Source organism: Nonomuraea antimicrobica (genome assembly GCF_039536965.1).
Lineage (GTDB): Bacteria > Actinomycetota > Actinomycetes > Streptosporangiales > Streptosporangiaceae > Nonomuraea > Nonomuraea antimicrobica.
In genome coordinates this window covers 36080-50909 of the sequence record NZ_BAAAZP010000238.1, presented here as the reverse complement: position 1 = coordinate 50909, position 14830 = coordinate 36080, and the positions used below count along the sequence as shown (strand labels likewise).

Genomic DNA, 14830 nt, shown 5'->3' with positions numbered 1-14830 from the left:
GGCGCCACCGGCGCGGCACCCGGCCCACCGCCGCAGTGCCCGTGGTGGACGGTCTCAGACGTGCACGGTCGTGACGGGCAGCGAGGAGTCGGCCGGGATCTCCAGCGTGGAGGGCGTGACACCGGCCGCCACCAGGTCGGACCCGAGTGCCGCCACCATGGCGCCGTTGTCGGTGCACAACCCGGGCCTGGGCACCCGCAGCCGTACGCCGGCCGCGTCGCACCGCTCCTGCGCCAGCGCCCGCAGTCGCGAGTTGGCCGCCACGCCACCGCCGATCAGCAGGTCGTGCACGTCGTATTTCCGGCACGCCTGCAACGCCTTGCGGGTCAGCACGTCGACCACGGCCTCCTGGAAGGAGGCGGCCACGTCGGGCACGTGGATGGACTCGCCCGACGCCTCACGGGCCTCGACCCAGCGCGCCACGGCCGTCTTGAGCCCGGAGAAGGAGAAGTCGAGCGTGCCGTCGTCGATCTTCCCGCGCGGGAAGGCGATCGCCGCGCGCGCCCCGTCGCGGGCGGCCCTGTCGATGTGCGGTCCGCCGGGGAACGGCAGCCCGAGCACCCGGGCGACCTTGTCGAACGCCTCTCCCGCCGCGTCGTCGACGGTGGAGCCGAGCGAGATCACGTCTTCGGCCACGTCAGGCACGAGCAGCAGCGACGAGTGCCCGCCCGAGACCAGCATGGCGATGCACGGCTTGGGCAGCGGGCCGTGTTCGAGCTGGTCGACGGCGACGTGGGCGGCCAGATGGTTGACTCCGTAGAGGGGCACGCCCAGGCCCAGCGCGTACGACTTGGCCGCGGCCACGCCGACCAGCAGCGCCCCCGCGAGCCCAGGACCGGCCGTCACGGCGACGGCGTCGATGTCGGAGAACTTCAGCCCGGCCTCGGCCAGCGCGGCCTCCACGGTGGGCGTCATGGCCTCCAGGTGGGCGCGGGAGGCGACCTCGGGCACCACCCCGCCGTATCTGGCGTGCTCGTCCATGCTGGAGGCGATCGTGTTGGCCAGCAGGGTGTGCCCTCTGACGATGCCGATGCCGGTCTCGTCGCAGGACGTCTCGATGCCCAGGACCAGGGGTTCGTCAGTCACCCAGCCCCCTCCTCATCATGATCGCGTCGGTGCCGTCGTCGTAGTAGCGGCGGCGGGTGCCGATCTCCTCGAACCCGAAGTGCCGGTAGACCGCCTGCGCGCGCGGGTTGTCGGCGCGTACTTCCAGGAAGATCTCCCGCGCGCCCCTGCGGCCCGCCTCGGCCAGCAGCGCGGTCAGCATGGCGCTGCCGATGCCCGCGCCCTGGTGTCTCTCCAGGACGGCGATGGTCTGCACGTCGGCCTGGTCGGCCGCGGCGGCGAGCCCGGCGTAGGCCACGATCTCGCCGTCGACCAGGGCCACCACGTAGTGGCGGGTGCGGGGCATCTCGGCCAGCTCGCCACGCATCATGCCCTCGCTCCACGCGTCGAGCGGGAACGTGGCCTGCTCGATCGCCATGACCTCCGGCAGGTCGGCCTCGGTCATCGGCCTGAGCATCACGCCGTCACCCTCTTGGGCGCTCCCGGCAGCACCGCGTCGGGCCTGCGCAGGTAGATCGGGCGGGGCGGGTCGAGCGGGACGCCCGCGCCGAGCCGCTCGGCCGCCAGACCCGCCAGCGCGCCCGCGTAGGGGTAGGGCGGCGCGCCCGCGCCGCCGCCCAGGAGGTCGGCGTAGAGCTGCGCGCCGGCGCCCAGGACCGGCAGCCCCGCCACCGGGACGTCGGCGGGCCGGTCCACGAAGGGCCCGTCGAGGCGGGTGCGCAGGTCGGAGTAGCGGGCCCAGAACACCTCTTTGCGCCGCGCGTCGGTGGCCACGAGGAAGGGCTCGGCGAGCCCGCCGGCGTAGGCGACGGCGTCGAGCGTGCAGATGCCGTACGCCGGCACGCCCAGCGTGGTGGACAGGCCCTGCGCCGTCATCAGCCCGACGCGCAACCCCGTGTAGGGGCCGGGGCCGCTGCCCGCCACGATGGCCGTCACCTCGCGCAGCGACGCGCCCGCCTCGGTCAGCACGCGTTCGATCGTGGGGACGAGCAGCTCGCCGTGCCGCCGGGCGTCGATCGTGGTCGACTCGGCGAGCACGCGCTGCCCGTCGTGCAGCGCGGCGGTGACGGCGGGCGTCGCGGTATCAAAGGCCAGGACCAGCACGACTGTTTAGCCTACCCGCCACGCGGGTCACACCCAGCCGGTACGCCTTTTCAGCCACTCCAGGGCCACCACGCCCTGCGCCCGCTGGAACGCCCTGAGCGTGGGCAGTCCCGGCGGGTCAGCCAGGCGGGACTGGCGAACAAGATAGCCGGTCACCGCGGCCAGCACCGAGGTGACCTCGTCGCCTGGCGGGTCGAACACCTCCTCCGCCGCCGGGCCGCCCTGCATGCCCACCGACGGCAGCATGCCGACCAGGTCGAACCAGGGCGCGCCGAGGCAGGCCCACGGCCAGTCCACGATGTAGACGCGGTCGCCGGTGAGCAGGACGTTGTCGGCCCGCAGGTCGGCGTGGACCAGGCTGTCGCCCGCCGCCGCGGCGACCCAGCCCGACTCCAGCTCGGCCAGCTCGCCCAGGTGGCGCAGCGCCCAGGGGTCGAGGCCCGCGGTGTCCTCCCGCAGCAGGCGCCGCCAGCCCTGGAACGACTCCCCGAACACCTCGGCGATCGGGGGCGCGTCGATGGGTGACGGGGTGAGCACCCGCGACATGTCCTTGACCGCCGTCAGCACCCGGTCGAGCTCGTCACGCCGCCAGGGCTGCTCGGGATGGCGGCCCTCGACGTCCTCGAAGACCAGCACGACCCAGCCCTCCAGCTCGAACCCGGTCAGCAGCCTCGGGGCGGGCACGGTCTCCGGGAGGGCGGCGGCGATCTTGAGCTCGGAACGGTAGATGCGCACGCTGTCGGGGTTCGGCTCGGGGCCGACGGCCTTGACGAAGGCGCGCGTGCCGTCCGTCGTACGCAGCCGCACGGCGGCGGCCGGGGAGAAACCGCCCGCCTGGGTGACGGCCTCGGCCACGGGTCCGCCGAGGAACTCCTCGACCGCCGCCCGCGCCTTCGGGTGCACCTCGTGCCAGGGCACGCGGGCTCCGGTGGCGGGCGGGTTGGAGGTGGGCGCGTTGGAGGTGGGCGCGTTGGAGGTGTGGGTGCCGGTATCGGCGGAGGTGCCGGTCATCTGCTCTCAGACCTGGGAGGCGTACACGATGATGTTGTCGAGGTATTCGCCCTTGGCGTAGTCGAACTTGCCGCCGCACGTTACCAGCTTGAGTCCGTCCTCGACGTACACGCGCTGGGCGGGGAAGTCGTCCTTGTGCACCTGTTCGATCGAGTCCACCTTGTAGCTCACGACCTTGCCGTCGCTGCGCTCGACCTTGACGGTCTCTCCCTTGCGTAACTGCCTGAGCTTGTAGAACACGGCGGGCGCGGTCTTGGTGTCGACGTGGCCGATGATCACCGAGGCGCCCTTCTCGCCGGGCACGGCGCTGCCGGTGTACCAGCCGGCCACCTTCGGCTTCTCGTACGGCGGCAGCTCCACCTCGCCGTTCTTCAGCAGGTCGAGCTCCATGAGCGGGGCCTCGACGTCGATCGAGGGGATGTCGATGGACTCGGGCACGACCGCGGCCTGCGCGGGGGTGGTGGTGCCGGTCTGCATGCCCTTGCCGAAGGCGACCAGCAGCAGGCCGGTGACGGCGCCGGCGAGCACCACCCGTCCTGGGCGGGCCATACGTTACGCCCGGTGGCGTCGCTTGATCGCGATGCCCGCGCCCGCGGCCAGGGCCAGCGCGAGCACCGCGCCGACAGGCCCGAGCGGGATCGAGGACTCCTCCGAGGCGTCCTGCGCGTACGTGCCCCCGCCGCCGGCCCTGGGCGCCTTGGTGGGCACGGTGGTGGACGGCTCGTCGTCGTCAGGGGCCGCCACGACCTTGAGCGTGGCCCGGCCCAGGTCGTTGGTGCCGTCGCACTTCACGTCGACCCGGTAGTCGCCGCGCCGGACCGTTCCCGAGACCTGCGCCTCGCCGCGCACCCAGGGCGAGCCCGCGGCGGGCGTCGCGGTCGAGGTGGGGGTGACCGAGGCCGCGGGGACCGGGTTGAGCGTGACGCCGTTCACGAACGCCCTGGACGTGGCCGTGCCGGTGTGGGCGGGCCCGCCGGTCGGGACCGGGCAGTTGGCCAGGATCCACACCCTGGAGGTCTCACCGGCGGTGACGCGGTCGGGGTTGAGCTGGACCAGGACGGTCCGCCTGGTGGCGGCCGACGGGCTGCCGGTGGCGGTCGGCGAGACGCTGCCCGTGACCGTCGGGGTCGGTGTGGGATCGGTATCGGCCGAGGCCGTGCAGCCGGTCAGACCGACCATGACGATGGCTCCCGCGTACGCGACTCGCCTGACCCTGAGCACAGGCCGCACCCCACTTTGCCGTCTTGCAACCCAGCATCCACCAAGAGTATGGATGTCGCCCCTCCTGATACCCAGAAAATCTGGGCAAATCCCTGACCAACGATCATGATTCAGATCTCCGGCCCGGTACGTCAAGGGTGCCAAATTTGCCAGACTTTGACGGAGGTTTCAGTCTTGCAGCGGATCAGACGGCGTGTCGGCCCATCTGGAGCCCACGCCGCGCACGGTCACGATCCGGGCCTCGTCGCCGGCCTCACGGTCGATGTGGATCTCCAACCGATCGTCGGCCAGCCCTTCGACCAGGCCCTCGCCCCACTCGACGACGGTGACCGACTCGTCGAGCGAGGCGTCGAGATCGAGGTCGTCGACCTCCAGGTCGCCGCCCAGCCGGTACGCGTCAGCGTGCACCAGCGGCGGCCCCTGCCGCAGCGACGGGTGCACCCTGGCGATCACGAACGTGGGCGAGGTGATCGGGCCGCGTACTTTGAGCCCTTCGGCGATGCCCTGCACGAGCGTGGTCTTGCCCGCGCCCAGCGGGCCGGACAGGACCAGCAGGTCTCCGGGCCGCAGCAGGGCGGCCAGGCGGGCGCCGTAGGCCCGCATGTCGTCGGCGGTGGCCAGCCTCACTAGAGCTCCACCCTCTTCAGCAGGTCGCGCAGCGCGTCGTTGACGACGCCGGGACGTTCGAGCTGGATCAGATGCGACGTGTCGGGCACCTCGGTGAGGTGGGCCTTGGGCAGCGCGGCGGCGATGGCCCTGCTGTGCTCGGGCGGGGTCAGCCAGTCGCGCTCGCCGACCACGATCGCGGTGGGCACCGCGTCGAGCACGTGGAGGGCGGAGAGCTTGTCGTGGTTCATCAGCGCCGGGTAGAAGTCGGCGACCACCTCGGTGGGCGTCGCCCTGATCATCGACTCGGCGAAGTCGACGACGGTGGGGCTGATGTTCTTGGCGTCGCCGAAGCCGATGTAGCGGGTGATCAGGAAGGCGATGTCGCTGCCCGCGCTGCGGGTGCGGTCGACCAGCGCGCCCCCCTTGCCCAGGATCGACACCGTGGAGGGGGCCACCCTGTGCACGACCTTGGACAGCATCGCCGGCAGGCCCAGCGTGAGCTCGGCCAGCTTGCCCGCGGAGGTCGCGATGAGCGCCGCCGCGCGGATCTTCCCGCCGAACAGGCCAGGATGGCGGTCGGCCAGCGCCATGATCGTCATGCCGCCCATGGAGTGGCCGACCAGCACGCACGGGCCCGGCACGTACTTCTCGATCACCTCGGCGAGGTCGTCGCCCAGGCGGTCGATCGAGCTGCCGTCGGCCCCGGCCCGCTGGGAGCGGCCGTGGGAACGCTGGTCCCACAGCACGATCCGGTAGTTTTCCCGCAGGTCCTTGCGCTGGTAGTGCCACGACTCGAGGCTGAGACAGTAGCCGTGGCAGAACACGACCGTCAGCGGCGCGTCTTCTGGGCCGTCGATCTCGATGTGCAGCACCTTGCCGTCGGAGGTGACGAGGGTGCGCTGCCTGCCGCGCAGCTCACCGAACGGCTCGCTGGCCTCGGTGTCGGGGCGCAGCCTGATGCGGCCGACCGCGTACCGCTTGGCCAGCGCCGCCGCCGCGACGCCGGCGGAAGCCGCACCGACGAGCGCGCCGGCGATCCCTACCCTGCGCCGTGTTGTCGTCGTCATCTCCCCGATCCTTCTCCGCTCATCGCCACCGGGAGGTGTCCTGCGTCACGTCTGGTGACCTGGGGCACGTCACCCTTGGTGAACCTGGGCCGCATGCGCGTCACCCGTGGTGGACCCTGGGCACGCGCGAACCGATTCTCGTCACGATCTCATGTGTGATCGTGCCGAGGGTATCCGCCCACTCCTGAGCGGTCGGCTCCCCCCCGTCACCTGGGCCGAAGAGCACGACCTCGTCGCCCGCCGACAGGGGGTCGTCACCCATGTCGATCATGAACTGGTCCATGCACACCCGGCCGGCGATCCGTCTGCGGCGCCCGCCCGCCAGCACCTCGGCGCGGCCCGTCGCGTGCCTGAGCACGCCGTCGGCGTAGCCGAGCGGCACGAGACCGAGCGTGGTCTCGCGGGTGGTGGTGTAGAGGTGGCCGTAGGACACTCCCGAGCCCTCGGTGACGCGCTTGGCCAGCCCGATCCTGGCCACGAGCGTCATGGCCGGCCGCAGGCCGAAGTCGCCCAGCTCGGGGATGGGGCTCAGGCCGTACGTCGCGATGCCGGGCCTGACCAGGTCGTAGCGGGTGGCGGGCAGCGTGAGCGCGGCGGCCGAGTTGGCGAGGTGCCTGATCACGTGGGAGCCGGCCACCCCGGCCTGCTCGGCCAGCTTGAGCGCCGCGTCGTACGCCTCGATCTGCTGGGCGATCGACGGGTGGCCGGGAATGTCGGCGCACGCGAAGTGGGACCAGAGCCCGACGATCTCGATGACGCCCTCGGCCCGCAGCTCCATCGCCCTGGCCAGCAACCCCGGCCAGGCGGCGAGCGGCGAGCCGCCCCTGCTCATGCCGGTGTCGGCCTCCAGGTGCAGCCTGGCCGGGCGGCCCGCGCTCCTGGCGGCGGCGGCGATCTCGTCGAGCAGCCGGGTGTCGGCGGCCGACAGCTCGACGTCGGCGGCCAGCGCCTCGCCGAGCGGCTCGCCGGGAGTGATCAGCCAGGACAGGATCGGCGCGGTCACCCCGGCCGCGCGCAGCGCCAGCGCCTCCCTGACGAACGCCGTGCCGAGCCTGCTCGCCCCGCCCTGCAACACGGCCTCGGAGGTGGGCACCAGCCCGTGGCCGTAGGCGTCGGCCTTGACCGCGCCCATGATCTCGGCCCCGCCCGCCAGCTCTTTGACCAGGGCCACGTTGTGCCTGATGGCGGCCAGGTCGACGCGGGCCTGGGCGGGGGTCGTCATCGGGTGGTACATCCTTCCAGTGTGGCAGCTCACCGCGGGTGGTCGAGCGCGATTCCGCAGCTCGGCCGTCAGGGACCCGCGCTGGTCACGGCACGAATGGCGGCCGGTACGGCGGCGGCCACGTCGGCGGCGGCCAAGGGAGCGCCGTCCGCGGCCAGCCGTCCGGCCAGCCCGTGCAGGAAGGCGCCGCAGGAAGCCGCGTCGTAGCAGCTCAGGCCCTGGGCGAGCAGCGCGCCCGCCACGCCGGAGAGCACGTCGCCGGTGCCGCCCGCGGCCAGCCAGGACGTGCCGGTGGTGTTCACCCGCACCGGCCTGGCGTCCTCGGCCACGACCGTGGTCGAGCCCTTGAGCAGCACGGTCACGCCCAGCTCCGCCGCCGCCCTGCGGACGTGGTCGAGCCGGGCCGCCTCGATGTCGTCGCGGTCGGCCCGCAACAGCCTGGCCAGCTCGCCGGCGTGCGGCGTGATCAGTACGGGAGCCTCCCGCCGCAGCAGCCCGCGATCCTCGGCCACCAGCGTCAGCCCGTCGGCGTCGATCAGCACGGGCACGTTGGACGCGAGCACGCTCGCGGCCAGCTCGTGGGCCCAGCGGTCGACGCCGAGGCCCGGCCCGAGCACCCATGCCTGCACCCGGCCGACGTGCTCGACCGAGGGCTCGTCCAGCAGCGTGACGACGGCCTCCGGCCAGTGCGCGCGCACCTGGTCGGCGGGGGCCCGCCGGCCGGCGTACCTGACCATGCCGGCCCCGCCCCGCAGCGCGCCGCCCACGGCCAGCACGGCCGCCCCGGTGAACACGTCGCCGCCCGCCGCGACGCCCAGCACGCCCCTGCGGTACTTGTCCGACTCCTTGCCGGGGCGCGGCAGCAGGTCGTCGACGTCGTTCGCGGTGAGTGCGGCGACGTCGGGGTCCGGCAGGTACGCTCCCAGCCCGATGTCCACCAACTCGACCTCGCCCGCGACGGCGGCGCCAGGATCGACCAGCAACCCCGTCTTGTACGCCCCCATGGTCACGGTCACCCGCGCGCGGACGGCCGCGCCCGCCACCCGCCCGCTGCTCGCGTCGACCCCGCTGGGCACGTCGACCGCCACGATCGCGCCCCTGGCGGCGTTGGCCTCCTCGGCGAGCCCCGCGTACGGCTCCCGCAGCGCCCCCGACGCCCCGATCCCGACGAGCCCGTCGATGATCAGGTCGGCCTCCGCGATCGCCGACCGGTCGACGACCCGCCCACCGGCCTCCAGCAGCGCCCGCAGCCCCGCCTCATGCGTCCTGGCGCCCGCCGTCACGGCGCCCACCCACGCCCCGCGCCTGGCCAGCCGCTCGCCCGCGTAGAGCGCGTCGCCGCCGTTGTCGCCGCTGCCGACGAGCAGCACCACGCGCCGGCCGTAGACGCGGCCCAGCAGGTCGGCGCAGACGGCGGCGAGCCCGGTGGCGGCGCGCTGCATCAGCGTGCCCTCGGGCAGCCGCGCCATGAGCGCCTGCTCAGCTCCCCGGATCTGGTCGGCGGTGTACGCGGTTCGCATGATCCGACGCTATCCCTCCGCGATCACATAGGCCACGGCCACGCCCGCGTCGTGGCTGAGCGAGATGTGCCAGCGCTTGACCCCCAGGCCGTAGGCCACCTCGGCGACCTTGCCCGAGACCCGCAGCTCGGGTTTGCCGAGCTCGTCACAGCGCACCTCGGCCTCCAGGTGACCCAGGCCCCTGGGCGCCCCGAGCGCCTTGGCCACGGCCTCCTTGGCGGCGAACCTGGCCGCCAGCGAGTGCACCGGCAACGGCTGCTCGACCTCGGTGAAGAGCCGGTCCTTGAGCTGCGGTGTGCGCTCCAGCGCGGCCTCGAAACGGGCGATGTCCACGACGTCCACGCCGATACCCAGGATCATCGTCCCAGCGTATCCAGCCCTCTCCCCGAGGACCGGACCTCCTTTCCCCGAAACCGCTCTTGGTAATCCCATGTCTTTGTCCACAGGCTGTGGATCGCTGGGGACACCCCGGCCATGATCCGGTCGGTCGTTCATCGTTACGCTGCCAAGGTGAACAACGGCTACGTGGAACTGAGCAGGGAGCAGTGGAGCGAGCTCCGCAAGACCACGCCCTTGACTCTCACCGCAGACGAGCTGGAAGAGCTGCGCGGGGTCGACGACCCCATCGACCTGACCGAAGTCACCGACATCTACCTCCCCCTGACCCGACTGCTCAACCTGCACTTCACCGGGTCCAAGCAGCGCAGCAGCGTGCTGAGCGCGTTCCTCGGCCATCCCGGGCAGCGCGTCCCGTACATCCTGGGCATCGCGGGCAGTGTCGCGGTCGGCAAGTCGACCACGGCCCGGCTCCTGCACACCCTGCTGGCCCGCTGGCCCGAGCACCCGCACGTGGAGCTGGTCACCACCGACAGCTTCCTGCACCCCAACGCGGTGCTGGAGGCCAAGAAGATCATGCATCGCAAGGGTTTCCCCGAGAGCTACGACAGGCGGGCGCTGGTCAGGTTCGTGGCGGAGGTGAAGGCAGGGGCGGCCGAGGTGCACGCGCCCGTCTACAGCCACCTCGAGTACGACATCGTCCCCGGCACCACCCAGGTCGTGACAAGTCCGGATATCTTGATCATCGAGGGCCTCAACGTGCTCCAACCGGCCCCGCCCACGTCCCTCGCCGTCACCGACTACTTCGACTTCTCCATCTACGTGGACGCCAAGGTCGAGGACATCCGCACCTGGTACGTCGAACGCTTCCACAAACTCCGCCGCACCGCGTTCGAGGACCCGAAGTCATACTTCCGGCACATCGCCGAACTCTCCTACGAGGAGGCCACGGACTTCGCGGTCAACGTCTGGCGCGACATTAACGAGCGCAACCTCGTCGAGAACATCGCCCCCACCCGGGGCCGGGCCGACCTGGTGCTCAAGAAGGGCGCAGACCACTCCGTACGCCGGGTGCGCCTCCGCCAGACCTGAACGCCTCCTCGAACAGGTAGCGCGCGAACCTGCCCGCGCACTCCTGGTCGTCGATGTCGGCGAACCAGCACTCCTCACCGTGGTCATGGCACCAGAACCGGATCATGTGAGCAAGCCTCGCGTATGGGCGTCAACACCTCGTCAACGTCCGATGGACGACAATGGCCCCGTGCTGCATCTGCGACTGATCGTCCCGGCCGCGCGCGTCGACGAGGCGACGGCGGTGTTGGAGAGCTGCCCAGGCGTCACCAACATCGTCGTCCTGCCGGGCGCAGGCCGCGCGCCGCGCGGTGACGTGGTCCTCTGCGACGCGGCCAGAGAGTCGGTCAACGAGGTCCTCGACCGGCTCAAATGGCTGAAGGACGAGGGCTCCATCGCCGCCGAGCAGGTGGACCTGTCGCTGTCGAAGGCGGCGGAGGAGGCCGTCGAGGAGGCGCCGGGCGAGCCCGACGACGCGGTCATCTGGGAGCAGTTGTCGCACCGGGTCTACGCCGAATCCCGGATCACCTGGGCCTACCTGGCCTTCCTCGCCATCGCCACGCAGATCGCGGGCATCGGCGTGCTGCAGAACTCCCCCATCCTCATCGTCGGCGCGATGGTGCTCGGCCCCGAGTTCGGCGCGGTCGCGGCCATGTGCTTCGGGCTGCTGCGCCGCAAGGGGCATCTGGTCGTGACCGCGTTCAGGACGCTGGTCGTCGGGTTCACGGTGGCGATCGCGATCACGTTCGCGTGCGCGCTCGTCTCCGCCTGGCTGGGCTGGATCGACACGAGCAACCTCCACGAGAACCCGGAGGTGCACTTCATCGTCGTACCCGACCGCTGGTCGTTCATCGTGGCCCTGCTGGCGGGCGTGGCGGGGGTGCTGTCGATCACCGCGGGCAAGTCGTCGGCCCTGGTCGGCGTCTTCATCTCGGTCACCACGGTGCCCGCGGCCGGCTACGTGGCCGTCGCGCTGGCGCTGTCGGAGTGGGCGGAGGTCGCGCCGTCGGTCGCCCAGCTCGCGGTCAACGTCCTCGGGATGATCATCTCGGGCACCCTCACCCTCTGGGTCCAGCGGCGATTCTGGCCTCAAGTAGGACGTCGTTCATCCGTCTGAACGAGGCGACACCGCTCGGTGCGGCGGTAGGGTCCGGCTCATGCACATCCTCGCCACCGAGGGGCTGACCAAACGCTTCCCCACCGTCACCGCGGTCGACGGGCTCTCCGTCACCGTGGGTTCCGGGGTCACCGGTCTGGTCGGGGCGAACGGCGCGGGCAAGTCGACGCTGATCAAGATCCTGCTCGGCCTGCTGCCGCCCTCCGGCGGCACCGCGCGGGTGCTCGATCTGGACGTCACCGCGCAGGGCGCCGAGATCCGCCGGCTCGTGGGCTACATGCCCGAGCACGAATGCCTGCCCCCCGACGTCTCCGCCACCGAGTTAGTCGTCCACCTCGCCCGGATGTCCGGGCTGCCGCGCACCGCCGCCCGCGAGCGCGCCGCCGACGTGCTGCGCCACGTCGGCCTCGCCGAAGAGCGCTACCGCCCGGTCGGCACCTACTCCACCGGTATGAAACAGCGGGTCAAACTGGCCCAGGCGCTCGTCCACGACCCCAAGTTGATCTTCCTCGACGAGCCCACCAACGGCCTCGACCCGCGTGGCCGCGACGAGATGCTGACGCTGATCAGGCGCATCGGCACCGAGTTCGGCATCAGCGTCCTGGTCACCTCCCACCTGCTCGGCGAGCTGGAACGCATCTGCGACCACGTGATCGTCATCGACGGCGGGCGGCTGCTGCGCTCGTCGGCGATCGGCGACTTCACCCAGGCCACGCAGACGGTGACGGTCGAGGTCGACGAGGGGCTCGACGAGCTGACCACCCGGTTGGTCGGCGACGGGCAGACGGTCTCGCGGCAGGGGCGCATGCTGGTGGTCAAGGTGCTGGGGCCCGAGACGTACGACGCCGTCCGCGACGCCACCGCCGAGCTGGGTCTGTGCCTGATCCGCCTCGAACAGGGACGTCACCGCATCGAGGACGTCTTCAGGGACGAGGTCGCGCATGTCTGAGATCTACGACATCGGCTACCGGCACTACGACGGCCCCCGGCTCGGCCGCGGCCACGCCACCAGGGCGCTGGCCGTGCACAGCCTGCGCGGCATCTTCGGCCTCGGCCGCCCGGCCCGCAGCAAGATCGTGCCGTTCGCCCTGGCCGGCATCATGATCATGCCCTCGATCGTGAACATCGCCATGATGGCCCTGCTCCAGCGGGGCGGCATCGCCTACAGCGGCTTCGCGGTCGTCATGCAGGCCGTGGTGGCGATCTTCCTGGCCTCCCAGGCGCCCACGGTGGTCGCCCCCGACCTGCGCCACCGCGTCCTGCCGCTCTACCTGTCGCGGCCGGTCTCGATCGCCGAGTACGTCGGCGCCAAGGTCGCGGCGATGACCGTGGCGGTGTTCGCGCTGATAGCGGTGCCGCTGACGCTCACCTACGTGGGCGAGCTGGTCGTCGACATGCCGGGCCCGCCGGCCACCGGCGAGTTCTTCGGCGCCCTGCTCATGGCGCTGGTGCTGGCGGTGCTGCTGTCGGCGTTCGGGCTGGCGCTGGCCTCCCTCACGCCGCGGCGCGGGCTCGGCGTGGCCTCGGTGATCACGGTGTACCTGCTGTCGTCCGCCTCGGTCCCGCTGATCTACGCCACGCTCGCCTCGGCCGGCGACGAGGCGGCGGGCTCCTGGGCCTGGCTGCTGAACCCGTTCTGGCTGGTGGACTCCGTACAGCACTGGTTGTTCGGCACGCCGGTAAACGCCATCGAGGGCGACTACCCGAGCGGGCCCGCCTCGGCGGTGTTCCTGGTCGTGCTCATCGGCCTGGCCGTGCTCGCCCTGGCGCTGCGCTACAGGAAGGCGGCCGCGCGATGAAGATCGAGCTCTCGCAGGTGTCCCGCTGGTACGGCAACGTGGTCGCGGTCAACGACGTCACCATGACCGTCGGCCCCGGCGTCACGGGCCTGCTCGGCCCGAACGGCGCGGGCAAGTCGACTCTCCTGCACATGATGGCCGGGTTCCTGGCCCCGTCGGGCGGCTCGGTCACGCTGGACGGCACCCGCGTCTGGAAAAACCACCAAATTTACCGAAATATCGGCTTGGTTCCGGAAAGGGAGGGCGTCTATGGCTTCCTGACCGGCTGGCAGTTCGTCCTGTCGGCCGCCCGGCTGCACGGCCTGGCCGACCCCGTCGAGGCCGCCCGCAAGGCGCTGGCCACCGTGGAGATGGAGGAGCCGAAGGACCGGCGGGTGGAGACGTACTCCAAGGGGATGCGCCAGCGCGTCAAGGTCGCCGCCGCCCTCGTCCACGACCCGCCCGTGCTCCTGCTCGACGAGCCGTTCAACGGCATGGACCCGCGCCAGCGCCTGCACCTCATGGACCTGATCCGCGGCATGGGCACGGCCGGCAAGACGATCCTGTTCAGCTCCCACATCCTGGAGGAGGTCGAGCGGGTCGCCCAGCACATCGAGGTCCTGGTGGCGGGCCGGCACGCGGCGTCCGGCAACTTCCGCGAGATCAGGCGGCTGATGACCGACCGGCCCCACCTGTTCATGATCCGCTCCAGTGACGACAGGAAGCTCGCCGCCGCCCTCGTACGCGACGACTCGACCGGCGGCATCACGCTGCGCCCCGACGGCCTGGAGGTCCAGGCCACCGAGTTCCGCCGCTTCGCCCGCCTGCTGCCGCAGGTGGCGCGGGCCGAGGGCGTACGCCTGCACCAGGTCTCCCCCGCGGACGAGGACCTGGAGAGCGTCTTCTCCTACCTGATCAACAGGAGCACCTGAATGAACACCGTGGTAGCCGGCATCACCTACCGCGCCCTGCTGGGCCGCCGGCGCATCATCCTGCTCCTGCTGCTCCCGCTCGCGCTGGTCGGCCTGGCCGTGTTGTTCCGCGTCTTCGAGGGCGGCGACCAGCGCTCCGCCGTGCTGCTGCTGCAGAACTTCGCCATCGGCACCATGCTGCCGCTGCTGGGCCTGATCGCGGGCACCGGCGTCATCGCCCCCGAGATCGACGACGGCACGATCATCCACCTGATGTCCAAGCCGATCTCGCGGCCGGTCATCGTCGGGACGAAGTTCGTGGTCGCGGCCTCGCTGCTGGCCGTGTTCGCGGCCGTGCCGACGTACGTGTCGGGCTGGCTCCTGGTACGCGACGAGGCGGGCATCGCGGCCGGGTTCGCCCTGGGCTCGCTGGTCGCCGGCATCGCCTACGCGGCCGTCTTCCTGCTGCTCGGCATCCTCACCCGGCACGCGGTCACGATCGGCATCGTCTACGCGCTGGTCTGGGAGAGCCTGGTGGGCAACCTCGTCCCCGGCGCGCGCAAGTTCTCCATCCAGCACTGGGGCCAGTCGATCGCCGACCAGTTCTCCGACTCGCCCTTCTTCACGGCGGACGTCACGCTGGGCTTCGCCGTACCGGCCCTGCTCGTCGTCACCGTCGGCGCGGTCGTCTGGGCCGGGCAGCGCCTGCGGGCCTTCTCGCTCACAGGCGACGAGTAGCAGCCGTACTCGCTCGAAGAGGCCGTCGGGGAGAGACCGTCACGGCCCGCGGGATGCCCG

At 71.6% G+C, this 14830-nt stretch carries 17 protein-coding genes; 6 read left to right on the top strand and 11 right to left on the bottom strand.

Going from position 1 to position 14830, the window contains the following annotated elements; genetic code table 11:
- Nucleotides 1-54: 54 nt before the first annotated feature.
- From tsaD to ABD844_RS50200, 11 genes are all read right to left on the bottom strand, one after another.
- Nucleotides 55-1086, bottom strand: coding sequence for a tRNA (adenosine(37)-N6)-threonylcarbamoyltransferase complex transferase subunit TsaD (tsaD, locus tag ABD844_RS50250; RefSeq protein WP_344896394.1), 1032 nt, complete (start codon nt 1084-1086; stop codon nt 55-57).
- A complete protein-coding gene (gene rimI / locus ABD844_RS50245; protein ID WP_344896391.1) occupies nt 1079-1510 on the bottom strand; it encodes a ribosomal protein S18-alanine N-acetyltransferase in 432 nt (143 codons plus the stop codon). Before rimI ends, tsaD begins: the two co-directional genes overlap by 8 nt.
- An 11-nt stretch (nt 1511-1521) precedes the next feature.
- Nucleotides 1522-2169 carry a tRNA (adenosine(37)-N6)-threonylcarbamoyltransferase complex dimerization subunit type 1 TsaB gene (gene tsaB, locus ABD844_RS50240; RefSeq protein WP_344896388.1) on the bottom strand — a complete coding sequence of 216 codons (648 nt, stop codon included), beginning with the start codon at nt 2167-2169 and terminating at the stop codon, nt 1522-1524.
- Nucleotides 2170-2196: 27 nt separating this feature from the next.
- Complete coding sequence (locus ABD844_RS50235) at nt 2197-3180, bottom strand: aminoglycoside phosphotransferase family protein (RefSeq protein ID WP_344896385.1); 984 nt, start codon at nt 3178-3180, stop codon at nt 2197-2199.
- Between the two features lie 6 nt (nt 3181-3186).
- On the bottom strand, nt 3187-3729 hold the full coding sequence (locus ABD844_RS50230; protein WP_344896382.1) for a class F sortase: 543 nt from the start codon (nt 3727-3729) through the stop codon (nt 3187-3189).
- 3 nt (nt 3730-3732) lie between these two features.
- Nucleotides 3733-4401: a hypothetical protein gene (locus tag ABD844_RS50225; RefSeq protein WP_344896379.1), complete on the bottom strand. Its 669-nt coding sequence runs from the start codon at nt 4399-4401 to the stop codon at nt 3733-3735.
- Nucleotides 4402-4569: 168 nt separating this feature from the next.
- A complete protein-coding gene (tsaE, locus tag ABD844_RS50220) occupies nt 4570-5028 on the bottom strand; it encodes a tRNA (adenosine(37)-N6)-threonylcarbamoyltransferase complex ATPase subunit type 1 TsaE (RefSeq protein ID WP_344896376.1) in 459 nt (152 codons plus the stop codon).
- Nucleotides 5028-6077, bottom strand: a complete 1050-nt coding sequence (locus ABD844_RS50215; RefSeq protein WP_344896373.1) for an alpha/beta fold hydrolase — start codon at nt 6075-6077, stop codon at nt 5028-5030. Before ABD844_RS50215 ends, tsaE begins: the two co-directional genes overlap by 1 nt.
- Nucleotides 6078-6177: 100 nt before the next feature.
- A complete protein-coding gene (alr, locus tag ABD844_RS50210) occupies nt 6178-7299 on the bottom strand; it encodes an alanine racemase (protein WP_344896371.1) in 1122 nt (373 codons plus the stop codon).
- 68 nt (nt 7300-7367) lie between these two features.
- Entirely contained in the window at nt 7368-8819 is a 1452-nt protein-coding gene (locus ABD844_RS50205; protein WP_344896368.1) for an NAD(P)H-hydrate dehydratase, read from the bottom strand.
- A gap of 9 nt (nt 8820-8828) precedes the next feature.
- Nucleotides 8829-9179, bottom strand: a complete 351-nt coding sequence (locus ABD844_RS50200; RefSeq protein ID WP_344896366.1) for a holo-ACP synthase — start codon at nt 9177-9179, stop codon at nt 8829-8831.
- Nucleotides 9180-9344: 165 nt separating this feature from the next.
- On the opposite strand from ABD844_RS50200, the gene coaA reads away from it, so the two are divergent.
- From coaA to ABD844_RS50170, 6 genes are all read left to right on the top strand, one after another.
- Nucleotides 9345-10247: a type I pantothenate kinase gene (gene coaA / locus ABD844_RS50195; RefSeq protein WP_344896915.1), complete on the top strand. Its 903-nt coding sequence runs from the start codon at nt 9345-9347 to the stop codon at nt 10245-10247.
- A gap of 169 nt (nt 10248-10416) precedes the next feature.
- On the top strand, nt 10417-11343 hold the full coding sequence (locus ABD844_RS50190; RefSeq protein WP_344896364.1) for a DUF389 domain-containing protein: 927 nt from the start codon (nt 10417-10419) through the stop codon (nt 11341-11343).
- A 40-nt stretch (nt 11344-11383) separates the two neighbouring features.
- Entirely contained in the window at nt 11384-12292 is a 909-nt protein-coding gene (locus ABD844_RS50185) for an ABC transporter ATP-binding protein (protein WP_344896361.1), read from the top strand.
- Nucleotides 12285-13142 (top strand): ABC transporter permease, encoded by an 858-nt coding sequence (locus tag ABD844_RS50180; RefSeq protein WP_344896359.1) that lies wholly within the window; start codon nt 12285-12287, stop codon nt 13140-13142. Before ABD844_RS50185 ends, ABD844_RS50180 begins: the two co-directional genes overlap by 8 nt.
- On the top strand, nt 13139-14053 hold the full coding sequence (locus tag ABD844_RS50175) for an ABC transporter ATP-binding protein (RefSeq protein ID WP_344896356.1): 915 nt from the start codon (nt 13139-13141) through the stop codon (nt 14051-14053). Before ABD844_RS50180 ends, ABD844_RS50175 begins: the two co-directional genes overlap by 4 nt.
- Nucleotides 14054-14770, top strand: a complete 717-nt coding sequence (locus ABD844_RS50170) for an ABC transporter permease (RefSeq protein WP_344896354.1) — start codon at nt 14054-14056, stop codon at nt 14768-14770.
- The last annotated feature ends 60 nt before the right edge of the window (nt 14771-14830 follow it).

Excerpts from the sequence above, each read along its gene's own strand:
- ABD844_RS50200 (WP_344896366.1), bottom strand. The coding sequence starts at position 9,179 with ATGATCCTGGGTATCGGCGTGGACGTCGTGGACATCGCCCGTTTCGAG.
- ABD844_RS50180 (WP_344896359.1), top strand. The coding sequence starts at position 12,285 with ATGTCTGAGATCTACGACATCGGCTACCGGCACTACGACGGCCCCCGG.
- ABD844_RS50185 (WP_344896361.1), top strand. The coding sequence starts at position 11,384 with ATGCACATCCTCGCCACCGAGGGGCTGACCAAACGCTTCCCCACCGTC.
- alr (WP_344896371.1), bottom strand. The coding sequence starts at position 7,299 with ATGACGACCCCCGCCCAGGCCCGCGTCGACCTGGCCGCCATCAGGCAC.
- rimI (WP_344896391.1), bottom strand. The coding sequence starts at position 1,510 with ATGACCGAGGCCGACCTGCCGGAGGTCATGGCGATCGAGCAGGCCACG.
- ABD844_RS50230 (WP_344896382.1), bottom strand. The coding sequence starts at position 3,729 with ATGGCCCGCCCAGGACGGGTGGTGCTCGCCGGCGCCGTCACCGGCCTG.
- ABD844_RS50175 (WP_344896356.1), top strand. The coding sequence starts at position 13,139 with ATGAAGATCGAGCTCTCGCAGGTGTCCCGCTGGTACGGCAACGTGGTC.
- ABD844_RS50215 (WP_344896373.1), bottom strand. The coding sequence starts at position 6,077 with ATGACGACGACAACACGGCGCAGGGTAGGGATCGCCGGCGCGCTCGTC.
- ABD844_RS50170 (WP_344896354.1), top strand. The coding sequence starts at position 14,054 with ATGAACACCGTGGTAGCCGGCATCACCTACCGCGCCCTGCTGGGCCGC.
- ABD844_RS50235 (WP_344896385.1), bottom strand. The coding sequence starts at position 3,180 with ATGACCGGCACCTCCGCCGATACCGGCACCCACACCTCCAACGCGCCC.
- ABD844_RS50205 (WP_344896368.1), bottom strand. The coding sequence starts at position 8,819 with ATGCGAACCGCGTACACCGCCGACCAGATCCGGGGAGCTGAGCAGGCG.